Origin of the sequence: Paraburkholderia fynbosensis (assembly GCF_902859935.1) — a bacterium.
Lineage (GTDB): Bacteria > Pseudomonadota > Gammaproteobacteria > Burkholderiales > Burkholderiaceae > Paraburkholderia > Paraburkholderia fynbosensis.
Window position 1 is genome coordinate 228,765 of the sequence record NZ_CADIKI010000012.1, and the last position, 21,738, is coordinate 250,502.

Annotated in this window: 22 protein-coding genes; 10 read left to right on the forward strand and 12 right to left on the reverse strand. The window is 64.6% G+C overall.

Annotated features, from left to right (window positions below; all coding sequences use genetic code 11):
- Positions 1-194: 194 nt before the first annotated feature.
- Together HV770_RS21185 and HV770_RS21190 are read right to left on the reverse strand one after the other, a co-directional pair.
- Positions 195-701: an acyl-CoA thioesterase gene (locus HV770_RS21185; RefSeq protein ID WP_121315348.1), complete on the reverse strand. Its 507-nt coding sequence runs from the start codon at positions 699-701 to the stop codon at positions 195-197.
- Positions 702-893: 192 nt separating this feature from the next.
- On the reverse strand, positions 894-1,037 hold the full coding sequence (locus HV770_RS21190) for a hypothetical protein (protein WP_175162674.1): 144 nt from the start codon (positions 1,035-1,037) through the stop codon (positions 894-896).
- Positions 1,038-1,246: 209 nt separating this feature from the next.
- On the opposite strand from HV770_RS21190, the gene HV770_RS21195 reads away from it, so the two are divergent.
- On the forward strand, positions 1,247-1,960 hold the full coding sequence (locus HV770_RS21195) for an ArsR/SmtB family transcription factor (protein ID WP_175162675.1): 714 nt from the start codon (positions 1,247-1,249) through the stop codon (positions 1,958-1,960).
- A gap of 216 nt (positions 1,961-2,176) precedes the next feature.
- Positions 2,177-4,831: a DUF6600 domain-containing protein gene (locus HV770_RS21200; RefSeq protein WP_175162677.1), complete on the forward strand. Its 2,655-nt coding sequence runs from the start codon at positions 2,177-2,179 to the stop codon at positions 4,829-4,831.
- Between the two features lie 127 nt (positions 4,832-4,958).
- On the opposite strand, the gene HV770_RS21205 is transcribed toward HV770_RS21200, so the two are convergent.
- Together HV770_RS21205 and HV770_RS21210 are read right to left on the reverse strand one after the other, a co-directional pair.
- Complete coding sequence (locus tag HV770_RS21205) at positions 4,959-5,930, reverse strand: thymidylate synthase (protein WP_175162679.1); 972 nt, start codon at positions 5,928-5,930, stop codon at positions 4,959-4,961.
- Positions 5,931-6,293: 363 nt separating this feature from the next.
- Positions 6,294-7,688, reverse strand: a complete 1,395-nt coding sequence (locus HV770_RS21210; protein ID WP_175162681.1) for a sigma-54 dependent transcriptional regulator — start codon at positions 7,686-7,688, stop codon at positions 6,294-6,296.
- A 533-nt stretch (positions 7,689-8,221) separates the two neighbouring features.
- Here HV770_RS21210 and HV770_RS21215 point away from each other — a divergent pair.
- Positions 8,222-8,680: a hypothetical protein gene (locus tag HV770_RS21215; RefSeq protein ID WP_175162683.1), complete on the forward strand. Its 459-nt coding sequence runs from the start codon at positions 8,222-8,224 to the stop codon at positions 8,678-8,680.
- A 220-nt stretch (positions 8,681-8,900) separates the two neighbouring features.
- Positions 8,901-9,401 (forward strand): dihydrofolate reductase, encoded by a 501-nt coding sequence (locus tag HV770_RS21220; RefSeq protein ID WP_175162685.1) that lies wholly within the window; start codon positions 8,901-8,903, stop codon positions 9,399-9,401.
- Positions 9,402-9,546: 145 nt separating this feature from the next.
- Here HV770_RS21220 and pmbA read toward each other — a convergent pair whose 3' ends face one another.
- A complete protein-coding gene (gene pmbA, locus HV770_RS21225) occupies positions 9,547-10,917 on the reverse strand; it encodes a metalloprotease PmbA (protein ID WP_175162687.1) in 1,371 nt (456 codons plus the stop codon).
- Positions 10,918-11,269: 352 nt separating this feature from the next.
- Between pmbA and yjgA the strand changes: the two genes are divergently transcribed.
- Both yjgA and mog read left to right on the forward strand, forming a co-directional pair.
- Positions 11,270-11,881, forward strand: coding sequence for a ribosome biogenesis factor YjgA (yjgA, locus tag HV770_RS21230; protein WP_175162689.1), 612 nt, complete (start codon positions 11,270-11,272; stop codon positions 11,879-11,881).
- Positions 11,862-12,515, forward strand: coding sequence for a molybdopterin adenylyltransferase (gene mog / locus HV770_RS21235; protein WP_175162691.1), 654 nt, complete (start codon positions 11,862-11,864; stop codon positions 12,513-12,515). Before yjgA ends, mog begins: the two co-directional genes overlap by 20 nt.
- Positions 12,516-12,539: 24 nt before the next feature.
- Here the strand turns inward: mog and orn are convergent, their stop codons facing one another.
- Positions 12,540-13,151: an oligoribonuclease gene (gene orn, locus HV770_RS21240; RefSeq protein WP_175162693.1), complete on the reverse strand. Its 612-nt coding sequence runs from the start codon at positions 13,149-13,151 to the stop codon at positions 12,540-12,542.
- A 189-nt stretch (positions 13,152-13,340) separates the two neighbouring features.
- On the opposite strand from orn, the gene HV770_RS21245 reads away from it, so the two are divergent.
- Genes HV770_RS21245 through HV770_RS21255 form a run of 3 tightly spaced genes read left to right on the forward strand, consistent with a single transcriptional unit; the run spans position 13,341 to position 15,869 of the window.
- Positions 13,341-14,600, forward strand: coding sequence for a M48 family metallopeptidase (locus tag HV770_RS21245; protein ID WP_175162695.1), 1,260 nt, complete (start codon positions 13,341-13,343; stop codon positions 14,598-14,600).
- Positions 14,597-15,547, forward strand: a complete 951-nt coding sequence (gene rsgA, locus HV770_RS21250) for a ribosome small subunit-dependent GTPase A (protein ID WP_175162697.1) — start codon at positions 14,597-14,599, stop codon at positions 15,545-15,547. The genes HV770_RS21245 and rsgA overlap by 4 nt, the downstream gene beginning before the upstream one ends.
- 1 nt (position 15,548) lies before the next feature.
- Positions 15,549-15,869: a putative signal transducing protein gene (locus HV770_RS21255; protein WP_175162699.1), complete on the forward strand. Its 321-nt coding sequence runs from the start codon at positions 15,549-15,551 to the stop codon at positions 15,867-15,869.
- Positions 15,870-16,001: 132 nt separating this feature from the next.
- Here the strand turns inward: HV770_RS21255 and HV770_RS21260 are convergent, their stop codons facing one another.
- The 6 genes from HV770_RS21260 to rpsP form a co-directional block, all read right to left on the reverse strand.
- Positions 16,002-16,940 carry a CobD/CbiB family protein gene (locus HV770_RS21260; protein ID WP_175162700.1) on the reverse strand — a complete coding sequence of 313 codons (939 nt, stop codon included), beginning with the start codon at positions 16,938-16,940 and terminating at the stop codon, positions 16,002-16,004.
- A gap of 151 nt (positions 16,941-17,091) precedes the next feature.
- Positions 17,092-17,811: a CoA pyrophosphatase gene (locus HV770_RS21265; RefSeq protein ID WP_175162701.1), complete on the reverse strand. Its 720-nt coding sequence runs from the start codon at positions 17,809-17,811 to the stop codon at positions 17,092-17,094.
- A 92-nt stretch (positions 17,812-17,903) separates the two neighbouring features.
- Complete coding sequence (gene rplS, locus HV770_RS21270; protein WP_020069334.1) at positions 17,904-18,290, reverse strand: 50S ribosomal protein L19; 387 nt, start codon at positions 18,288-18,290, stop codon at positions 17,904-17,906.
- 146 nt (positions 18,291-18,436) lie between these two features.
- On the reverse strand, positions 18,437-19,204 hold the full coding sequence (gene trmD, locus HV770_RS21275; RefSeq protein WP_175162702.1) for a tRNA (guanosine(37)-N1)-methyltransferase TrmD: 768 nt from the start codon (positions 19,202-19,204) through the stop codon (positions 18,437-18,439).
- 25 nt (positions 19,205-19,229) lie between these two features.
- Positions 19,230-19,964 carry a ribosome maturation factor RimM gene (gene rimM / locus HV770_RS21280; RefSeq protein WP_175162703.1) on the reverse strand — a complete coding sequence of 245 codons (735 nt, stop codon included), beginning with the start codon at positions 19,962-19,964 and terminating at the stop codon, positions 19,230-19,232.
- 120 nt (positions 19,965-20,084) lie between these two features.
- A complete protein-coding gene (rpsP, locus tag HV770_RS21285; protein ID WP_013090118.1) occupies positions 20,085-20,339 on the reverse strand; it encodes a 30S ribosomal protein S16 in 255 nt (84 codons plus the stop codon).
- A gap of 172 nt (positions 20,340-20,511) precedes the next feature.
- On the opposite strand from rpsP, the gene HV770_RS21290 reads away from it, so the two are divergent.
- Positions 20,512-21,696 (forward strand): PQQ-dependent sugar dehydrogenase, encoded by a 1,185-nt coding sequence (locus tag HV770_RS21290; protein WP_175162704.1) that lies wholly within the window; start codon positions 20,512-20,514, stop codon positions 21,694-21,696.
- Positions 21,697-21,738 lie beyond the last annotated feature (42 nt).

The following is a 21,738-nucleotide window of genomic DNA, read 5'->3' on the forward strand; positions in this document are numbered from 1 at the left end:
CCGCACGAACGCTTATGTTCGGGCGGCCCGTTGAGGTTGACGGCGGACCCTCGCGGCCTATGTCGATCCCCGCAGCCGTTGAATCACGTGCCGCGCAACACCCTTCTGTTTCGAGCGGCCCATGAAGGTCCGTGGCGGCCGCTTACGGCCTATGCAGGCCTGCGGCCCGCGAACAGCACGCTCGCGGGCGTCGCTCAAATCTTCCCCTGCGCCACTTCGTCCGGCTTCAATTCTACGATCGCATCGAGCGCTTCCTTCACGTCCATCGCGTATTTGGCAAGCCGCTTCTGTTCGTCGGTTTGCGGCACGAAAGCCGGCACCGGCACCGGATGGCCATTCTCGTTGACGGCGACCATCACGACGAGGCAATCGGTGGTTTGCAGCAGTTCGCCACCCTTCGGGTCGCCCGCCTGCACCGAGACGTGAATGTGCATGCTGGTGCGCCCCGTCGCCACGACTCGCGCGCGCAGTTCGACCAGATTGCCGACCAGGATCGGCCGGCGAAAGCGGATGTTGCCCACGCTGACCGTCACGCAATAGCGTCCCGACCACACCGCCGAGCACGCGTACGCGGTCTCGTCGATCCACTTCATCAGCGCGCCGCCGTGCACCTTGCCGCCGAAATTGACCGAGCTCGGCTCGGCGAGAAAGCGGAAAGTGGTTTCCGAACGGTCCAGCGGCGCTACGGGTGGGGTACTCATCTTGACTCCGGTCAATCGGATGCATTGAAAGGAGGCGATTATACGAGCGCAATATTGACCGCGTGACGGGTTCGGCCGGTTACGAGGCGGAATTTTCGTCCGCAAGACCTGCGGACGTTCGGCGAGCTTGTGGATGACGGGCCCGGCGCCGCTCGCGGCCGCAGCGTGTTGATGAGACGTCCAGCAGGCGCCTCATTTGCGAAAGGTGATTCCTTCGTCGATCGTGCCGTACATGTTGATGCTGCCGGTGCCCGCCCCCGACCCCGCTCCGGCGCCGCCCTGCGCGCAGGCAGTGAACAGCAGCATCGCCGCCGCGACGGCAAGAAGAGTTTTCATCACAACGTATTCCTGCAAAGACAGGCTTCGATTCTAGCCTGGCGGGCCGGGGCGGCGCCGAAACGCTGGCCGGGACAACAGCGAGTGCGAGCGCACAGCGGGTTTTCGTAGCTGCCGCATTCGATCGTTCACGTTAAGCTGAAACATCGAATGCCGCACTTCGCTACAGTGGACTGCATGGCGCCTCGCGCCGCCCCTGGAGACACCCGATGCCCGCCCCGCTCACCGACGACCACAACCACTTTCCAGGCTTGAGCCGCATTGGCGCGCTGCTCGCCGATCCGGGCCGCGCCGCGATGCTGTGGGCGCTGATGGACGGCAGCGCCCGCCCCGCCGGCGAGCTGACGATGATTGCCGGGCTGTCGCCGTCGGCGGCCAGCGCCCATCTCGCGCGGCTCGTCGACGGCGGTCTGCTCGCGCTCGAAGTGCGCGGCCGGCATCGCTATTTCCGGATCGCGTCACCCGACATTGCCGCGTCGATCGAAGCGCTCGCCAATGTCGCACAGGTCAGCGCGCCGCAGCGGGCCGTACCGCGCGCGGCGCGCACCGTGCCGCTCGACATGCGTTACGCCCGCACCTGCTACGACCACATGGCGGGCGAGTTGTCGGTGCAGGTGTTCGAGCGGCTCGTCGGGCGCGGTCTGCTGACGCTGCACGGCACCACGCTCGAAGCGACCGCCGAGGGCGCCGCCCGCTTCGCCGAATGGGGCGTCGACATGTCGGTGCAGAAAAGCCGCCGACGCCGCTTTGCCTGCACCTGCCCCGACTGGAGCGAGCGGCGTCCACATCTGGGCGGCGCGCTCGGCGCGGCGCTGCTCGACTCGTGGTCGGCGCACGGCTGGGTCGAACGGACCGAGCGGCCGAGAATCCTGCGGATCACGCCAGCGGGGCATCGTCATTTCGATGCGTTTCTCGCAGCGTGAGCGGATCGCAAGCGCCAGATGTTTGCGCCGATAATGCGCCAATGAGCCGACGAATCGCGACGCCCAACCCGCGTCGGAACAGGCGGCGAGACCTTTTGTTACACGCCCGCGAGGTGGCCTTACAAAAGTGCGATTCTTGAAACAGATGCCACGGGTAGAGTGACTTACGGACACTTACGCACCGATGCCGTTTGCCGTGTCCGCAGGAGATAAGTCATGAGAACCGCCACCGCCTACGGCGCTTTGCGGCACCGTATTCCGGGTTACACGCTGATCGCGGCCGCCGTTTTCCTGTTTGCCTCGCAAGCGTCGTGGGCGCAGGACATCGAGCCAGCGCCGCAGGACACCGCCGCCGCCCAAGACAGCGATCCGCCGGGACGCATTGCCCGACTGAACTACACTGCGGGCGCCGTGACCACGGAGCCCGCTGGCGCCACCGACTGGTCGTACGCGCAGATCAACCGTCCGCTCACCACCGGCGACCAGCTCTGGAACGATCAGAACGCGCGCTCCGAGCTGCACATCGGCTCGACCGCAGTGCGCCTCGGGCAGTCCACCAGCCTCGACGTGCTCAATCTCGACGACAACAGCGCGCAACTGAAAGTCGCCCAGGGCACGTTGTCGACCCGCGTGCGCGAACTGCCCCCGGGTTCGTCGTACGAGATCGATACGCCGAACCTCGCGCTCGGCGTGAACGGCCCGGGCGACTACCGCGTCGACGTCGCACCTGACGGCAGCAGCACCACTGTCACGGTGCGCAGCGGCAGCGCGACCGTCTACGGCGACGGCGGCCAGGTGCCCGTCACAGCCGGCCGGCAGGTCCGCTTCACCGGCACCCGGCTGCAACAACTCGCCGACGACCAGGTACCCGGCCTCGACAACCTCGACCAGTGGGCAGTGAGCCGCGATGCCGCCGAAGACCGTTCGGTGTCGGCGCGCTACGTATCGCGCGATATCCCCGGCTATCAGGATCTCGACGCCAACGGCACGTGGCGCGACAGCCCGCAATACGGCGAAGTGTGGGTGCCGCGCGCCACGCCCGCCGGCTGGGCGCCCTACCACGACGGCCACTGGATCTGGCAGGCCCCGTGGGGCTGGACGTGGGTCGACGACCAGCCGTGGGGCTTCGCGCCGTATCACTACGGCCGCTGGGCCCAGGTCGACGATACGTGGGCATGGGCGCCGGGTCCGGTCGAGCCCGACGCGCAGCCTGCCTACGCGCCGGCGTTGGTGGCGTTCGTCGGCGACGACGAGGGCGCGGGCGGCGTGGCCGACTGGGGCGTGAATCTGGCGATCGGCGGGGTCGTGGCGGCCGGCGTCGCTTGGTTTCCACTCGGCCCTGGCGAGCCGTGGCATCCGCATTGGCGCGGGCGCGATCACTGGAGCCCCGGATACTACAACCGCGTCAACCGCACGACGATCGTCAACAACGACAAGCGCGACGTGGACGTCCACAACACGTACGTCAACTATCGCGCGCGCGGCGGCCTGACTGCGATTCCGGCGACGGCGTTCGTGCACGGCCAGCCGGTCGGACGAATCGCGCAAAAGGTCGACCCGCGCGACTGGCGCCATCCGCGGATCAACGCCGGCGGGCCGGGGATCGCGCCGGTACGGGAGAGTTTTGGGCCGGGTCAGCGCAATGCGAATTACCGGCCGCCGGCGGGCGTCGCGGCGCGGCCGGTGGTCGCGACGCGCAGTCCCGCGCTGCCCGCCGCTTATCACGACCGCCTCGCGCAGCGTTTCGCGCAAGGTGGTGGACGCGTGCCCGGCGGCGGCCAGCCTGTCGTCAGGACTTCTGTGCCGGCGCAGATGACCGCTGGCGCGAGCGCACTGCCGGTGCGCAACGTGCGGGTCGTGCAATCGCATATCGCGGGGAGGACGCCCGGTGCTGCGGCGGGTGCGCCGGTGCCTCGCGCGCCCGAGGGCGTGCCGCAGGTTGGACAGCGGCCGGGCGGTGCCGCTGCCGCGCTCCCGCGCGGGGCTGAGCCGCAAGCGCGTCCGGGGATGCCCCCGCAGATCGCCGACAATCAGCGTGTGCGGCAGGCGGGCGAGACGGGACATGCGTCGGCTGGCGTGCCGCGGCCACCGCAAGCGGGCGGCGGTAATCCGGAACGTTATCCGCAGCAGCGTGGTGGCATGCCGGATCAGGCTGTACGACAACCGGGCCTGAACACGGGGCGCGAGCCGGTGTGGACGCACCCGCATACGCCGATGGCACTGCAGGCGCAGCAGCGTAGCGGTCCGCAAGGGCAGCCCGGACAGTTGAGCGTCGGGCAGCAACAGCCCGGCACGCAGGGCAATGCGAGGATGCAACCGCATGGCATGCCGCGTTCCGGGGAGAACCCGGCGATGCAGCAGCAAGGGCGTCAGCAGGGATTTCAGCCTTCGCCGCAGACGCAGGCGCCGGGCCAGGCTCAGCCGCAGGTGCCTCGGCCCACGCAGATTCAGGCGCAGCAGGCGCGTCAGGACTATCGTCCCGCGCAGGTGCCGCAGGCGGGAGCGCAAGCTCGGCCGCCGCAGATGCAGGCGCCGCGTGCCGAATCACCACCGCAGCAGATGCAGCAGTTCCGGGCCGAACCGCCGCGTCCTCAGCAAGTGCAGCAGCCGATTCCTGAGCCACGGTCGCAGCAGGTGCAGCAGCCGCGGCTCGAACCGCGGCCGCAGCAGATCCAGCAGCCACGTCCTGAACCGCGGCCACAACAGGTGCAGCAGCCGCGTCCCGAACCACGTCCGCAACAGGTGCAGCAGCCGCGTCCTGAACCACGTCCGCAGCAAATGCAGCAGCCGCGTCCCGAACCACGGCCGCAGCAGCAACACGCCGACCAGCATCCGGGCGGCGGCAATCGCGACGAGCATCACAAAGGCTGAGCGCGGCCGCGCCCTGCTATTCCGTCGACGCTCAAACCGCGGCCGCCGGCATAAGCGCAAAAAATAACCCCCGCGATTCACATCGCGGGGGTTTGACTACCGCCTGCCGAAACGACCGCCGACGCGCTCAAACTGCCATCGGCGCGGTCAACGGTTCATGATGCCGATAATCCACCAGCGAGAAATCCGCTGGCTCGACCTTCTCCAGCCATTCCGGCTCGTACACGCCGGTTTTCGCGTACTCCGGCACTCGGTCCGAGATCGCGAATGCCGGGCTCCCGTAAGGCTCGCGCGTGAGCTGCTGCTGCAGCATATCAAGCTGGTTCTCGTAGATATGCGCGTCGCCGATGAAATACGTAAACCAGCGCGGTGTATAACCCGTCAGGCGTCCGACCAGATGCAGCAATGCCGCGCCCTCGGTCAGGTTGAACGGCGTACCGAGTCCAACGTCATTGCTGCGGATATAGAGGCACAGCGAGATTTCGCGGCGCGCGACGTTCGGCAGGAACTGATACAGCAAATGACAAGCCGGTAGCGCAATCTGATCCAGCACCGCCGGGTTCCACGCGTGAAACAGAATGCGCCGATCGGCGGGGTTCTGCATGATCGTGTCCAGGCACTGGCGCAACTGGTCGATCGCCTTGTAAAGCAGCACCTTCGGCGCGCCGTTTTCCTCAAATTCGGTCACCACCTGGAAGCCGCGCGCGCTCGCATCGGCAAGCTGCGCGCTCGCGCCGGCATCGAGCACCTTGTACGCCGGCCACTGCCGCCACTGCACACCGTACACGTCGCCGAGATCGTCCGGGCCTTCGCGATACGGATTGGCGAGCCATTGGGGATTCTGGTTGGCGTTCGCATCCCACACCTTGCAGCCGAGCTCACGAAAATCCGCGGCGCTGCGCGATGCGCGCAGAAACCCGATCAGTTCGCCCACCGCCGACTTGAACGCCAGCTTTTTCGTCGTGACGGCGGGAAAGCCCTGCTGGAGATCGAAGCGCAGCATCGCGCCCGGCATGCTGATGGTGCGGATGCCGGTGCGGTTCTCCTGCCACGTGCCTGTGTCGAGAATCGTGCGGACGAGGTCCAGGTATTGTTTCATGCGGGTTCCTTCGACGAGGCGCAGTCACGGTCGACGCGCGCGCCTCGGGATTGAGCGGAAAACCGGATTTTAACAAGCACAGCTCGCCGACGCCTGTTCGCGATGTCGTCGCAGCGTGGAAATTGGGGAATGGCAAGCGGCGCGGGCCAAAAAGTCCGAGAGGGCGTTCCGCACGCGTGGGGCTCGCCGCCGAGGATGGCTGCGCGAGGGACAAGCTTTCACAAAGCACGTGGTTCCAGCACGGCGTGAGCACCGCCGAAACCCGGCCGAGCCCGGGCAAAGCCCGTCAGGGCCCGTTCCCAGCAGGCAAAGGCAACGCGGCAAAAGGCAAAGGGCGCCCGGAAAGCGGGCGCCCCGAAACCGCTAAAGATGCGGCACCGACGCCGGCAAATCCCCATGGGGCGAGGACATCGGCTCGCCCTCCATATGACGCATGCCATGCGAGCACAGCAGCCGGTACAACGTCACGCGCGAAATGCCGAGTTCCTGCGCGGCGTCGCCGAGCCGCCCGCGATGGCGCAGCAGCGCCAACTCGATCGCCTGACGCTCCGCCGCCTCGCGCGCCTGGGCGAGCGACACCGGCACGATTTCGACGTACTCGGCCAGTTCGAGATCGCGCGCCGTGATCGCCCGGCCCTCCGACATCACGATGGCCCGCCGCACCCGGTTGATCAGTTCGCGCACATTGCCGGGCCAGCCATAGTTATGCAGCGCCGCGATCGCGTCCGGCGCGAAGCCGCGCAGACGGCGGCTCGCATCCTTCTTGAACCGCTCCAGCATATGACGCGCCAGCAGTTCGATATCCTTGCCGCGCGCGCGCAGCGGGGGCTCGTCGATCTGCAGCACACATAGCCGATGATAGAGGTCGGAACGGAAACGCCCTTCGATCATCGCGGCGGTCATGTCGACGTGGGTCGCCGAAATGATGCGCACGTCTACGTCGATCGCGCCATGGCCGCCGAGGCGCTCGACCTTGCGCTCCTGCAGGAAGCGCAACAGGCTCGCCTGGCTTTCGAGCGGCAGATCGCCAATTTCGTCGAGAAAGAGCGTGCCGCCGTTGGCCGCTTCCACCCTCCCGATCTTGCGCTGATTGGCGCCGGTGAACGCCCCGCGTTCATAGCCGAATAGCTCCGATTGCAGCAGATGCGGCGGGATCGCGCCGCAGTTGATCGGCACGAAAGGCGCATTGCGCCGCGCCGAGCGTTCGTGAATCGCGACCGCCGTCAGCTCCTTGCCGGTGCCGGATTCGCCCGAGATGAACACCGGCGCGTCGGTCATCGCCACTTTGCGGATCGAACGGAACAGCGCGAGCATCGCGTCGCACGAGCCGACCATTTCGCCTTCGGCGCCTTGCGAGCCGTCGTTCGACGCCGGTTCGCCCAGCGTGATCATGCCGTAAGCGTGCCCGACCGAATCGACGATCCGGTCGCCCGCATAGGGCACGGTCACATAGTCGAAACAATAATCGCGCACGAGCCGGCGCAATGCGGCGTCCTGCAATTGGCCGGGCGTGGTGGCTGCCACCCAGCCGACGTTCGGCATGGTCAGGCAGGATTCGAAAGCGGTGATTTCGTGCGGCTGGAAATCGCTGGAGAGGTCGAGCAGCCCGCCCGCCGCCATCCCGCTGCGAACCGCCCGGCGCACATCGCGCGCCGATCCTACGACTTCGACATGCCAGCCGCGCTGATGAAACCTCGTATGCAGTTCCGCGCTCGGATCGCGTGAAACATAAATCAGTTGCCGCGTTGCGGATTCCATTATTCAGATCCTCTCGTCAACGAACGTTAAGGATGACGCACGCACCTGAACCGCAATTCAGACACGCTGACTCGTTCGGGATTCGCGAATAGCAAAACCCGAACGGCCATTCCATTCCGTGCGGACAGCTGATCCCCAAGAAAGCGGCGTGTGTGTGTTTGAGACGGCCCGTTATCGGCTTTTTTAAATCTGAAGCTGTTTTCGAGAGCTTACTATACGCGCGCCGCTTGGAAAACAATTATGCGAATTTAATCCGGAACCTTTTACCAGCAAGGCCTGACAGCCCGCCACAGTTATTCAGCCGACGAATAAAACGAAGTGGAAGCGCTTTCCGCGGCGTTCTCGCTGAGAGGTTTCGTATCGTCCGGATTAACGAATTATAGGTATATTGTGCCGACCGTTTCAGCGTTGAAACGTTTTTGTCCGGTTTTCATGAAAGTTATTCCGAGGGTCGCAGTCACGTCCAGTCGTATCGGGCGATTGCGAGCGATGGCATAGGTTTCGCTAAATGCTGTGCACCAAGGAGATACATCATGCGAACCGCTTTGCGCACCGATCCAATCAGATTTGCACGGTGCGCCGCGAGCGCTCTGATCGCCTCGCCCGTCAACGTCCACGCTGGGACTGCTCAGCCGCAATTCGCCGCTGCCACTCACGTCCCGCGGGCCGGCACGGAACTCGACGCGACGTCATCGACTGACTGGACGACCGGTACAACCGCCGAATCCAGCCCGCTCGCCGCCAACACGTCCGACGCCCCGGCCGACGCCGAATCCGTGAACGCTGTTTCACTCGACGACCGGATGCTCTCGCGACAACGCGGCGGCGCGGTCGGCATGGTGATGGTGGCCGCGACGCCACAGTTGCTACGCGTCAACAGCGGCGGCCGGGTGACGCTGTGGGACGAGATCGCGCCGCCATCGCCGCTGCCGATTCCGGTCGGCGCCGCGCGCTCGGCCCGAGGCGACGTCGCCACCTTCCGGAGAAAGTAGCGGACAAGTTAACGACTGATGGGTCAGCACGGCTTGCGCGAACCGAGCGACGTCGACGACAAGGCGGCCTTCGCCGCCGACGAGAGGGCGCGGCAATGACGCATCCGGTCGACGCGGCTGCGGGTGGCGAGCCGCGTACGCGCAGGTACGGGGAACCGCTGGCCGGAGCGCGCCGGCGCGTCAGGTAGAATCGATCCGGTTACGTTCCCCTTTCCACTCGATGACGACGCTCACCCTGATCGTCGCTCGCGCCAACAACGGCGTGATCGGCCGCGACAACCAGTTGCCCTGGCGACTGCCCGAAGACCTCGCGTTCTTCAAACGCACCACGATGGGCGCGCCCATCATCATGGGCCGCAAGACGCATGAATCGATCGGCCGGCCGCTTCCGGGACGCCGCAACATCGTCGTGACGCGCGATGCGACGCGCCGCTTTCAGGGCTGCGACACCGCCACGACGCTCGAGGACGCGTTGCGCCTAGCCGCTCAGGATCAGGCGCCGGAAGCGTTTCTGATCGGCGGCGCGCAGTTGTACACGGAAGGTTTGCGGCAGGCGGACAAGTTGATCATCACCGAGATTTCGGCGGACTTCGAAGGCGACGTCACGTTTGCCAAGCTCGACGATAACGAGTGGGAAGAAGTCGCGCACGAGACGCATCGCGCAGATGCGCCGAACGACTTCGACTATGCGTTCGTCACGTATAAGCGCAAGCACGCCTGAGATCGCACGGCCGCGAGTCCGAAGCGTCCGGCGCCTTTGCACTACACGTGCGGGGGCGGCTCCATAAAAGACGCCACGCAAAACCTTGCGTGGCGTCTTTTTATCGCGGTGGCCCCGGCGCAACGCGGCCAAACCCGGTGACCACTTACTGCCCCGCGATCGTCATCCGTTCGATCAGCACCGAGCCGGTCTGCTTGGTGCCGCGCGTGATCGTATCCGCGCCGATCGCGACGATATGGCGGAACATCTCCTGCAGCGTACTCGCCACGGTGATCTCCTCGACCGGATACTGGATCTTGCCGTTCTCGACCCAGAAGCCCGATGCGCCGCGCGAGTAATCGCCCGTCACGTAGTTCACGCCCTGCCCCATCAGTTCGGTCAGCAACAGGCCCGTGCCGAGTTTCTTCAGCATCGCTTCGAAGTCGTCCTCGGGACGCGTGTTCGAGCTGCGCAACGACAGGTTGTGCGAGCCCCCCGCGTTGCCGGTGGTCTTCATGCCGAGCTTGCGCGCCGAATAGGTGGACAGGAAATAGCCTTCCACTACGCCATCCTTCACGACCGAACGCTGCTGGGTACGCACGCCTTCTTCGTCGAACGGCGCGCTGCCCATGGCGCGCACCACGTGCGGATCTTCGACGACCTGCACGTGCGGCGCGAACACCGGCTTGCCGAGGCTGTCGACGAGGAACGAAGTCTTGCGATACAGCGCGCCGCCGCTCGTGGCCTGCACGAAAGCGCCGAGCAGGCCTGCCGCGAGCGGCGCCTCGAACAGCACCGGCACCTTGCGGGTGTCGAGGCCGCGTGCGCCGATGCGCGAGAGCGCGCGTTGCGCCGCATAGCGGCCCACCGCCTCCGGGTCGGCCAGGTCGTCGGCGCTGCGGGTCGACGTGTACCAGTCGTCGCGCTGCATGTTGCGGCCGCTGCCGGCGATCGGCGCGCATGCGATGTAGTGGCGCGAGTACGGATAGCCTGCGAGGAAACCGCGCGAAGTGGCCAGCACGAACTGCGAGTGCTGCGCCGACACGCTCGCGCCTTCCGAATTCTTGATCTGCGGGTCGGTCGCGAATGCGGCGTCTTCCGAGCGGCGGGCGATTTCCACCGCTTCGTCGGCGGACAGATTCCACGGGTGATAGAGATCGAGATCGCGCGGCGCGGTCTCGAGCAGCTCCGCTTCGGCGAGCCCGGCGCAGTCGTCTTCTGCCGTGAAGCGAGCGATGTTGTACGCCGCTGCGACCGTGTCCTTCAGCGCTTGCGACGAAAAGTCCGAGGTGCTCGCATTGCCGCGCTTGTTGCCGATGAACACCGTCACGCCGACCATCTTGTCGCGGTTGTGCTCGATCGTCTCGACTTCGCCGCGCCGCACGGACACGGACAGGCCGTCGCCTTCGGAAATCTCGGTTGCCGCGTCGGTGCCGCCGAGCGACTTCGCGTGACGAAGGATGTCCGAGGCGATTTCCTTCAGTTCATCCTGGGTATGCGGAAAAAAGCGCTGCTTGACGTCCATGTCTGCTGCCATTGTCGTTGCCGTCCTGTTCGGGGCCGGGCGGCCCAAGGTATTCGCACATGCCACGCCCATGCTCGTGCAGATGCGCGGTGGCGTGCGTGATGGTTTACGCATCCCGCGATCATAGCAAGGTACGCGCCGCCGTACCTGGCATTCGCGGCGGCTTGCATCCACCTGCTTGGGCGGCGGCTGGTTGCCGGTTGGAACCCGCGCTGACTTGCTGGCTAATGAGGGAGGCCAGGGATTTGCGCAGGTCGATCGTGACTTGCCTGCCGCCTGCGTCAGACTGCGGCTTTGCATGGCGCGAGGGCGCATCCACAGCTCCGGCGCGGGTTCGGCGGGCGGGGCACGCTACAATATCGGTATGACACGCAAAACCCGCATTCAACCCATCGAATCCGCCGCGCCGGAAGTCGACGAGAACGGTTACGATCGTCCCAGCAAGTCCCAGCTCAAGCGCGAGATGCACGAGTTGCAGGAACTGGGCTCGGCGCTGATCGCGCTGCCCAAGGACGCACTCAAACGCATGCCGATGCCCGAGAAGCTCGACGACGCCGTGCGCGAAGCGCGCCGCATCACCGACCACGAAGGCAAGCGCCGCCAGGTGCAATACGTCGGCCGCGTGATGCGCTCGCTGCTCGACGAGGAAACCGCCGCGCTGCGCACCGCGCTCGACACCTACAACGGCGTCAACAAGGCGGAAACGGCCAAGCTCCACTGGATCGAGCGCACTCGCGACAAACTGCTCGCTGACGACGCCGCGCTGACCGAGTTCATCCGTCAGCACCCGAGCGCCGATCCGCAGCAGGGCCGCACGCTGATCCGCAACGCGCGCAAGGAAGCGCAGCAAAGCAAGCCGCCGCGCTATTTCCGCGAGCTGTTCCAGTGGATCAAGAACGCGGACGGTCCGTCCGCGCAAAGCGATTCCGATGCCGACGACGCCCCGGAAGACGACGATGACGACCGCGACGAATAAGTCCCCGCGCCGGCACCCCGACGAACTCGTGATAGGCCTCGTGTCGATCAGCGACCGCGCGTCGACCGGTGTCTACGAGGACAAAGGCATTCCGGCCTTGCAGGAATGGCTCGCCACGGCCCTGAGCTCACCGTGGCAGGTCGTCACCCGTCTGATCCAGGATGACGCGCCCACCATCTCCGCCACGCTCATCGAACTGGTCGACGAAGTGGGCTGCGACCTGGTGCTGACCACCGGCGGCACCGGCCCGTCGCGGCGCGACGTGACGCCCGAGGCGACGCTCGCGGTCGCGACGAAGGACATGCCGGGTTTCGGCGAGCAGATGCGGCAGATCAGCCTGCATTTCGTGCCGACCGCGATCCTGTCGCGCCAGGTGGCGGTGATCCGCGAAACGGCAGTGCATGCGGCGCTGATCATCAACCTGCCGGGTCAGCCGAAGTCGATCAAGGAAACGCTGGAAGGTTTGCGCGATGCGGACGCGGGCGAAACCCGCGGTGCGGTGAAGGTGCCGGGCATTTTCGCGGCGGTGCCGTATTGCATCGACCTGATCGGCGGGCCGTACGTGGAAACCAACGCCGATGTGGTGAAGGCGTTCCGGCCGAAGAACGCGGTGCGCGCGCCCCGGCAGGCTTAGCGCTAAGCCTGGGGCTTCGAGGGCTTATTCCGCGGCAGTAGCCGCGTCAGGCGCCGACGGAATCAGGAAGTGCTCGCGGTAGTACTTCAGTTCGTCGATCGACTCGTGGATGTCGGCCAGCGCCGTGTGCATCGCGCGCTTCTGGAAGCCCTTGTAAATGGTGGGCTGCCAGCGGCGGCACAGTTCCTTCAGCGTGCTGACGTCGAGATTGCGGTAATGGAAGAAGCGCTCCAGATCCGGCATCCAGCGCGCCATGAAGCGGCGGTCCTGGCAGATCGAGTTGCCACACATCGGCGATTTGCCGGGCGGCACGTACTGCGCAAGAAATTCGCGAATCTGTTCGGTGGCGTCGGCTTCGCTGACCGTGGAAGCCTTCACGCGGTCGATCAGGCCCGAACGGCCATGCGTGTTCTGATTCCACTGATCCATTTTGGCGAGCGTTTCGTCGCTCTGGTGAATCGCCAGCACTGGACCTTCGACCATCCTGTCGAGCGTCGAATTCGTCACGACCACCGCGATTTCGATGATGCGGTCGGAGTCGGGCTCGAGCCCGGTCATTTCCATGTCCAGCCAGACGAGATTCATGTCACTGCGTACAAGCGGCGGCTGTTCGGTGGATGCGAGGATGTCAGTCATTGAGGGCAACCCTGATGGCCTGGCCGGCGGCTTCGTGCAAAGCCTGCCTGCCCCGGCGCTGGTTCGTTTGAGATGGTTTGAGCGGTGGCTCGAGCCGATTTGAAGCGGCTCGAGCCCGTTTAAGCGTATCTCCCGCCACGAGGCGGGAACAAACATATAATTCTCGCATAGATACCACGGAATCCCTGGATGCCTACCCTGTACTTCACCGTTCTGTTCGTCATCGCCGTCGTGGCGATGGTCGGCACCAAGCTATGGCTCGCGTCGCGGCAAATCCGCTTCGTCGCCGGCCATCGCGAGCAGGTGCCCAGCCAGTTCGTCGGCACCATCCAGCTGAGCGCGCACCAGCGCGCCGCCGACTACACCGTCGAGCGCACCCGCCTCACCATGGTCGAAGTCGTGGTCAGCGCGGCCGTGCTGATCGGCCTCACGCTGCTGGGCGGCGTGCAGGCGCTCGATCTGGCGATCTCCGACTGGCTCGGGCGTGGCTACCTCGGCCAGATCGCCCTGGTCGCCGTCGTGATCGCGATCACGAGCGCGGTCGACCTGCCGTTCGATTACTACCGGCAGTTCGTGATCGAACAGCGCTTCGGCTTCAACCGGATGAGCAAGCGCATTTTCTTCCTCGACCGCATCAAGGGCACGCTGCTCGGCGCCGCGTTCGGCCTGCCGCTGCTGTTCGTCGTGCTGTGGCTGATGAACCAGGCCGGCAGTTTGTGGTGGCTGTGGACTTGGATCGTGTGGGTGGCGTTCCAGATGCTCGTGCTCGTGCTGTATCCGTCGTTCATTGCGCCGCTCTTCAACAAGTTCGAGCCGCTCAAGGACGAAGCGCTGAAAAGCCGTATCGAAGCGCTGATGAAGCGCTGCGGCTTCGCCGCCAAAGGCCTCTTCGTGATGGACGGCAGCCGCCGTTCGGCGCACGGCAACGCGTACTTCACCGGCTTCGGCGCGGCCAAGCGGATCGTGTTTTTCGACACGCTGCTCGCGCGTCTGTCCGGCAGCGAGATCGAGGCCGTGCTCGCGCACGAACTCGGCCACTTCAAGCGCCGTCACGTGATCAAGCGGATGCTCGTCACCTTCGCGGTCAGCCTCGTGATGCTCGCATTGCTCGGCTGGCTCTCGCAATGCGTGTGGTTCTACGAAGGGCTGGGCGTGCGGCCGTCGCTGATCGGCGGCAATAGCGGTCTCGCGCTGGTGCTGTTCTTCCTCGCGCTGCCGGTGTTCCTGTTCTTCGTCACGCCGCTCGGCAGCCTCAGCTCGCGCAAGCACGAGTTCGAAGCCGACGCGTTCGCCGCGACGCAGACCGACGCGCAAGACCTCGTGAACGCGCTCGTCAAGCTGTACGAGGACAACGCGTCGACCCTGACGCCCGATCCGCTCTACACCGCGTTCTACTACTCGCATCCGCCGGCGTCACAGCGGATCGACCGACTGTTGCGGCACGCATGAGCCGCTCCCCGAAAGCACCGCGCGCGTCGGCCAGCACGCGCGTAGGCGGCCTCGTGGTGGCCGCGCATGGCCGCCACTATCTGGTCGCGCCGGAAGATGGCGCGCCGATGCTCCAATGCTTTCCGCGTGGCAAGCGCAGCGAGGTAGCGGTCGGCGATCGCGTGATTTACGAACCGACGTCCGCGGACCAAGGCGTGATCGTCGAGATCGGCGAACGGCGCAACCTGCTGTATCGCTCGGATCAGTACAAGTCGAAGCTGTTCGCGGCCAATCTGGATCAATTGCTGATCGTGCTCGCCACCGAGCCGCATTTCAGCGAGGACCTGCTCGGCCGCGCGTTGGTCGCCGCCGAAGCGAATGAGCTGAAACCGTTGATCGTGCTCAACAAGATCGACGTGACCGGCGAACTCGAAGGTGCGCGCAAGCGGCTCGAGTCGTATCGCGAGCTGGGCTATACGGTCGTCGAGGTGTCGATCAAGATGCAGCCCGAGGCCGCGCGCGCCGCATTGGTCGAACATCTGCACGGCCATTCGACGCTGCTGCTCGGCCAATCCGGTATGGGCAAGTCGACGCTCGTGAACCTGCTGATTCCCGATGCAGAAGTCGCTACGCGCGAGATTTCGACCGCGTTGAATAGCGGGCGCCACACCACGACCTTTACGCGGCTTTATCCGTTGCCGAAGCTGGACGGCAGCAAGACGGGCGGTGCGTTGATCGACTCGCCGGGCTTCCAGGAATTCGGCCTGCATCATCTGACCGAAGGCCGGCTGGAGCGCGCGTTTCTGGAGTTCCGGCCGCTGTTGCCGAACTGCCGCTTTTACAACTGCCATCACTTGCACGAGCCGGGCTGCGCGATTCTCGAAGCGGTCGCCCATGGCCGCATCCGCCGCGAGCGTCATGCGCTCTATGCGCAACTCGTGCACGAAGCCAGCCAGATCGTGCGCTGACATGAAGCTGATGCGCGCACCGAATCTGATCACCGGACAGCATTGGGTCAACGTGCTGGAGACCGCGGGCATCGCGTGCGAGTTGCACAACCGCTATCTGAACGGCGCGCTCGGCGATATCCCAGCGGATCAGTGCGCGCCTGAGTTGTGGCTCGTCGATGAACGCGACGAGGCCATGGCCCGGCGTTTGATCGACGCGGCCTCGCATGGACCGGCGGCGGGCTCGCCCGGCTGGCGATGCCGTCAGTGCGGCGAACTCCTCGAAGCGCAATTCACGGTGTGCTGGCAATGCGGGACTGCGCGCGATCCGTTGGATGGATGAGGGATGGGGGTCTTGCGCGCGAGCGCCGGCGAGGTTGGTCAAGACGTTTGAGCGTAAGTCGAAGGCAAATAAGAAACCGGGCGATTGCCCGGTTTTTTATTGCGCTACGTTCGCCCTGCCAACATGCTCGCCTCAAGCCAGCCACACGGCGATAGTCAGCATCAAGAGCAGAATCATCCACAGCACGACCGCGCGCCACACCAGACCCACCGCCGATTGCAGCGTGCGCGGCGTGCAGTCGTCGCCGACCTGCATCGGGCCGCCGTCGCCGGTGGCAAGCGCGTCGAGGCTCGACGGTTCGGCGAGCGGCCCGCTCAGACGTGCACCCAACGCCCCACTTCCGGCGGCCAGCAGCACACCGTCGTTCGCATCGGGCCACTGACGCGCATGGTTGCGCCACGCATAAATCGCGTCCTCGAAATTGCCGACGATCGCAAAGCCCAGCGATGTCAAGCGCGCCGGCACCCAGTCGATCACGAAGAAGGCGCGCTGCGCGAAGCTCGAAAACGCGGCGGTGCGTTCATCGCCCGGGCGCGCCCATGCACGCGCCAGATATTCGGCAATCCGGTACAGCACCGCGCCCGCCGGCCCGACTGGAATCAGGAACCAGAAGAACACACCGAACACATGGCGGTGCGAAGCAACCACCGCATGAATCAGCGTATGACGGACGATCTCGCTGACCGGCATGTCGATCGTTTCGAGCCCGGTCCATTCATTCAGAATTTCACGCGCGCGCGGCACGTCGTCGTTGTTCAACGCGAGGTGAATGTCGGTGAAGTAATGGCTGAACTGGCGGAAGCCGAGCGTGAAGTACAGCACCGCGACGTTCCACAGGAACGCCAGTGCGAAATGGATGTGATACAGCACGTAGTAGACGAGCGCGACCGCCAGCGTCCAGGGCACCACGACCATGAGCCATGCGAGCAAGCCATGCCTGGGCTTGCCGGCGTCAAATCCGTGCGCTGCCGACTCCGCATGGTATTGGAGCAGCGCAGACACCGGGTTGCTCGGTGACAGCGCGCGTACCTGTTCAATGATCAGAGCCAGCAATACGGAGAAAAAAGTCATGCGATGCGCCGTGCTTTTTGAGTTTTTACGATTGTTTTATAACGATAGCACAGGGTCGGATTCGACTGAGCGCCGACACCGACAAACACCGGGCAGGTGCACAGTCACGCGCAATATGTGTGGTAACTCGCGCAACGACGCATGCAGTGACTCATGCAGCGAGGAAACGATACAGGTTGCGCAGCATCGCCGCCGTCGCGCCCCAGATGAAATGGTGGCCACCGACTTCGCCGCCGCCCTGCCCGTGCGACTGCGTTGATCCGCTGCGCGGATACGGCATCGTGAAAAAGCGTCGCTCGCCATCCTCGTAACGGAAGACGCGCACTTCGTGATTTGCCGGGTCCATCAGAAACGCGAGCGGCACTTCGAAGACCTCGGCCACTTCGAGCGTATCCATTTGCAATGCGAACGGCGGATGCACGAGACCGATCACCGGGGTCACACAAAAGCCGGTGCCGGTCAAATAGTCGGGTAATGCGCCGAGAATTTCTACTCGCGACGGTTCAAGGCCAACCTCTTCGTGCGCTTCGCGCAGTGCCGTCGCAGTGGCATCGGCATCGAACGGTTCCTGACGGCCGCCAGGAAAACTCACCTGTCCGGCGTGATCGTTCAGATGATCGGCACGCTGCGTGAGCAGCACGGTGAGCCCATGATTGCGGACCACGAGCGGCACCAGCACCGCGGCCACGCGCGGATCGCCCTCGGTATTGCGCCACGGCGTTTCGATTCTAGGCTCAGGCGTCCAGTCGAGATGCTGCTCGAAGCGGGCGCGTAGACCATCAGGGGTAAGGCGCTCGGCAGCCACCGGCGGCAGATGGGCACCGGTGGCTTCGACGGGCAGCGATTCAGGCTCAAAGACGGGGCGGATCAACGGGTCTCTCGAATGAGCGGATAGGGGACGTGCCGCTATTTTGACCTGGCAAACAAAAAAGCACCCGCGAGGGGTGCTTTTTCTTACAGCATTTACGCTTGGGAAGCAGCGCGGTCTTTCGAGACCAGCTTTTCCTTGATTCGAGCCGACTTGCCCGAACGGTCGCGCAGGTAGTACAGCTTCGCACGACGCACATCGCCACGACGCTTCACGACGATGCTTGCCAGCAGCGGCGAGTACGTCTGGAACGTACGCTCGACGCCTTCGCCCGACGAAATCTTACGGACGATGAACGACGAATTCAGACCACGGTTACGCTTGGCGATCACAACGCCTTCGTAAGCCTGAACACGCTTACGCGTACCTTCAACCACGTTCACGCTGACGATCACCGTATCGCCGGGGGCGAATTCGGGGATGGTCTTCTCGCCGAGGGCGCGCGCGATTTCTTCCTGCTCGAGTTTTGCAATCAGATTCATCACTGACTCCTAGATCCATCTTGTCGGCGTTCGTACCTGCCTCGCGGAAAATGCTCGGCTACGGCCCCGATAGAGGATGGGTTCACATCTGGCGCCGTACACGCATGTGCGGCGCCGCCTGGTGTCCGCTCGAAAGGCCGCCGGCTTTACGCCTTCGACTCTTCCTTCGCGAGACTTGCAAGCCATGCCTCGTCGGCACGGCTCAACATCTTGTTTTTTCTGGCCTTCACGATCAGATCGGGCCGCTTGTTCAACGTATTGCGCAACGCTTCACGCCGACGCCACGCTTCGATTTCCGCATGATGGCCGCCGAGCAGCACATCGGGCACACGCACACCGTTGTATTCCTCGGGACGCGTGTAGTGCGGACAATCCAGCAGCACGTCGACGAAGCTGTCCTGCACCGCCGATTGCGAGTCGTTCAGCACGCCGGGCAACTGTCGCACGACCGCGTCCATCAACGCCATCGCGGGCAATTCGCCACCCGACAGCACGAAGTCGCCAAGACTGACTTCCTCGTCGACGACACGGTCGAGCAAACGTTGATCGATCGCTTCGTAACGCCCGCACAACAGGATCAGACCGGGCTCGGCGGCGAACCGCATGACACGGTCGTGATTCAAGGTGGCGCCTTGCGGCGACATCATCACGACACGCGATGCGCCGATGCCTTGCTCCGCCTGCGCCGCTTTCGCGGCGCCGATCGCGTCTTCCAGCGGCTTCGCCAGCATCACCATGCCGGGACCGCCGCCGTAGGGGCGATCGTCGATTGTGCGGTAGTTGTCAGTCGTGAAATCACGCGGATTCCACGTACGCAACCCATAGCGCTCCTGCTTCGCGGCACGACTGGTGATACCCCAGTCGGTCAGCGCGCGGAACATTTCTGGAAAGAGCGTCACGACATCGAACTGCATCGCTCTCTCCATTCAGCGAATGATTTTAGTAATCGGCTTCCCAGTCGACGATGATCTGCTTCGCCGTCTGGTCCACCGTTTTGACAAAGACGCCGACGAACGGGATCAAACGCTGGCCTGCGACCGGCTTGCCGTTTTTGTCAGTAGCCGGGTATTCGATGCGCATTACCGAGTGCGCACCGTTGTCGATCATGTCTGCAACCTTGCCGAGATTGACCCCGGCAACGTTCACCACCTCCAAGCCGAGCAGGTCGACCCAGTAGAATTCGTCGGCGCCGAGGGCCGGAAATTCGCTGCGACTGACATAGACGCGCGAGCCGCGCAGTGCCAGCGCCACATCGCGATCGGTGACGCCACCCAGATGGGCAACCACACTGTCGCTATGCGTTTTCGCCTGCAATGACGGCGCCGACCGGCGCTCGTGGCCTTTCAACAGCCACCAGCGCTTCGCGCTTAGCAACGCGTCGCCGCCATGCCCGGCATCCGCATGCGCGGCTACCTTGACCCAGCCTTGGAGGCCGTAAGCGTCGACGATTGCGCCGACCTCGACCGCATCGGCCGGCCAGCTTTCCACCGTTTCCGCGCGCATTTCTGCTGCAGCGGAGCCAGCTTTTGCAACATTGGCTTGCGCCTTGCCTTCGGCTCGTTCGACCGGCTTGCGGACGAATGCACCGAACGGCGCCTGATCAGACGTCTTCGCGCGCGGAGCTGCCGCTTTTGCCTTCACGCGCGCCGAACTGCCGGAATCACGTTCAGACATAAGAACACCTCGCTGCCGGCTTCGACGTCTGCTTCAGTAAAACAACTCGCGCATCGGACTGCTCACGCAAGCTGCGCGAGCCGCCGGCCGAACCGACGACGATACGCATGCGGGCTACCATTAAGCAGCCGGCTGCGCCTTTTGCGCTTCTTTCACGAGACGCTCGACGGTCGGCGACAGTTGCGCGCCAACACCTTGCCAGTACGTCAGGCGATCCTGAGCGATACGCAGGGATTCACCCTTCGTAGCGACCGGGTTGTAGAAACCAACGCGCTCGATGAAGCGGCCGTCACGACGGCTACGCGAATCGGTTGCGACGATGTTGTAGAACGGGCGCTTCTTGGAGCCGCCACGAGCCAAGCGGATGATGACCATACTAGAATCCTTGAAAACCGGGGTTCGGAACGACTGAAACACGCGATTATAGCGGGAAACCGACGCCATAACAAACACTTACCGGGATAAACTGAGCGACGGGGTTGCATCGGCCATCCGGACGGAACCCTCGAATCACGCCCAAACGCCCGAATTACCTGACGGAGAGCCCGTGAAACTCCTGCCGCCGACAGCGTTTTTGCCCGTTCGTTTTCTCGTTTTCGTGTGGTTTGCCGGTCTCACACGCGCGTTGCGAAGTCGGGTTCTGCGCCATGCAGCGGCTGGATTGCTCGCCGGCCAGGCGCTGTCGGCAGCTGCGGCGCCGCCGGTCGAGCGTATCAAATTACCGCCCGGCTTCCACATCGAGGTGCTGTCGGACGACGTGCCGAGCGCGCGCGCGATGGCGCTCTCGCCGGAGGGCATTCTCTATATAGGCAGCCTCGACGGGCACGTCTATGCGCTCGAGTTGCAAAACGGCCGAGTGACAGGCCGCCAGGTTATCGCTTCCGGCCTCGAATCGCCGGCGGGCGTGGCGTGGCACGACGGCGCGCTGTACGTGTCGGCGGTGTCGAAGATCTTGCGTTTCGATGCGATCGACGCGCATCTGAACAATCCGCCGAAGCCCGCCGTCGTGATCGACACGCTGCCCACCGAAACACATCATGGCTGGAAATTCATCGCCTTCGGCCCGGACGGCAAGCTGTACGTGCCGCAAGGCGCGCCCTGCAACGTCTGCCAGAAAGACCGCGACCGCTTCGCGATGATCGGCCGTATGAACCCGGACGGCAGCCACTATGAAGTCATGGCGCGCGGCGTGCGCAATTCGGTCGGGTTCGCGTGGCATCCGGTGACGCACGAACTGTGGTTCACCGACAACGGTCGGGACCTGCTAGGCGACGACGTGCCGGACGACGAGCTCAACCGCGCGCCGCGCGCCGGCATGGATTTCGGCTTCCCGTATTGCCATGGCGGCGACACGCTCGACCCGGAATTCGGCAAGGGCCATCCATGCAACGCATTTACACCGCCGGTGGCCAAACTGGGTGCGCACGTCGCCGCGCTCGGCATGCGCTTTTACACCGGCTCGATGTTTCCGCCCGCCTACCGGAACAATGTCTTCATTGCCGAGCATGGCTCATGGAATCGCAGCAAAAAGGCCGGTTACCGCGTCGTGCGGGTGATGGCCGATCCGGACGGCAGCCACGCGCGGCAGCGAGTCTTTGCCGAAGGCTGGCTGCAGCCCGGTGAAGCCGTTTGGGGCCGTCCCGCCGACGTTTTGCCCTTGCCCGACGGTTCCCTGCTGATCAGCGACGATTACGCAGGCGCAATCTATCGCGTGACGTATGCAGCGCCGTAGCGCGGCGGCGCTCGCCGCGAAGCTGCTTTCCCTAGCCGAGGC

Bases quoted from the DNA above. Each gene is read 5' to 3' on its own strand.
- rplS (WP_020069334.1), bottom strand. From the start codon at position 18,290: ATGAATCTGATTGCAAAACTCGAGCAGGAAGAAATCGCGCGCGCCCTC.
- HV770_RS21245 (WP_175162695.1), top strand. From the start codon at position 13,341: ATGCCTACCCTGTACTTCACCGTTCTGTTCGTCATCGCCGTCGTGGCG.
- HV770_RS21185 (WP_121315348.1), bottom strand. From the start codon at position 701: ATGAGTACCCCACCCGTAGCGCCGCTGGACCGTTCGGAAACCACTTTC.
- HV770_RS21190 (WP_175162674.1), bottom strand. From the start codon at position 1,037: ATGAAAACTCTTCTTGCCGTCGCGGCGGCGATGCTGCTGTTCACTGCC.
- HV770_RS21220 (WP_175162685.1), top strand. From the start codon at position 8,901: ATGACGACGCTCACCCTGATCGTCGCTCGCGCCAACAACGGCGTGATC.
- rimM (WP_175162703.1), bottom strand. From the start codon at position 19,964: ATGTCTGAACGTGATTCCGGCAGTTCGGCGCGCGTGAAGGCAAAAGCG.
- yjgA (WP_175162689.1), top strand. From the start codon at position 11,270: ATGACACGCAAAACCCGCATTCAACCCATCGAATCCGCCGCGCCGGAA.
- HV770_RS21195 (WP_175162675.1), top strand. From the start codon at position 1,247: ATGCCCGCCCCGCTCACCGACGACCACAACCACTTTCCAGGCTTGAGC.
- HV770_RS21255 (WP_175162699.1), top strand. From the start codon at position 15,549: ATGAAGCTGATGCGCGCACCGAATCTGATCACCGGACAGCATTGGGTC.
- HV770_RS21260 (WP_175162700.1), bottom strand. From the start codon at position 16,940: ATGACTTTTTTCTCCGTATTGCTGGCTCTGATCATTGAACAGGTACGC.
- HV770_RS21215 (WP_175162683.1), top strand. From the start codon at position 8,222: ATGCGAACCGCTTTGCGCACCGATCCAATCAGATTTGCACGGTGCGCC.
- orn (WP_175162693.1), bottom strand. From the start codon at position 13,151: ATGACTGACATCCTCGCATCCACCGAACAGCCGCCGCTTGTACGCAGT.
- mog (WP_175162691.1), top strand. From the start codon at position 11,862: ATGACGACCGCGACGAATAAGTCCCCGCGCCGGCACCCCGACGAACTC.
- HV770_RS21205 (WP_175162679.1), bottom strand. From the start codon at position 5,930: ATGAAACAATACCTGGACCTCGTCCGCACGATTCTCGACACAGGCACG.
- pmbA (WP_175162687.1), bottom strand. From the start codon at position 10,917: ATGGCAGCAGACATGGACGTCAAGCAGCGCTTTTTTCCGCATACCCAG.
- trmD (WP_175162702.1), bottom strand. From the start codon at position 19,204: ATGCAGTTCGATGTCGTGACGCTCTTTCCAGAAATGTTCCGCGCGCTG.
- HV770_RS21210 (WP_175162681.1), bottom strand. From the start codon at position 7,688: ATGGAATCCGCAACGCGGCAACTGATTTATGTTTCACGCGATCCGAGC.
- HV770_RS21200 (WP_175162677.1), top strand. From the start codon at position 2,177: ATGAGAACCGCCACCGCCTACGGCGCTTTGCGGCACCGTATTCCGGGT.
- rpsP (WP_013090118.1), bottom strand. From the start codon at position 20,339: ATGGTCATCATCCGCTTGGCTCGTGGCGGCTCCAAGAAGCGCCCGTTC.
- rsgA (WP_175162697.1), top strand. From the start codon at position 14,597: ATGAGCCGCTCCCCGAAAGCACCGCGCGCGTCGGCCAGCACGCGCGTA.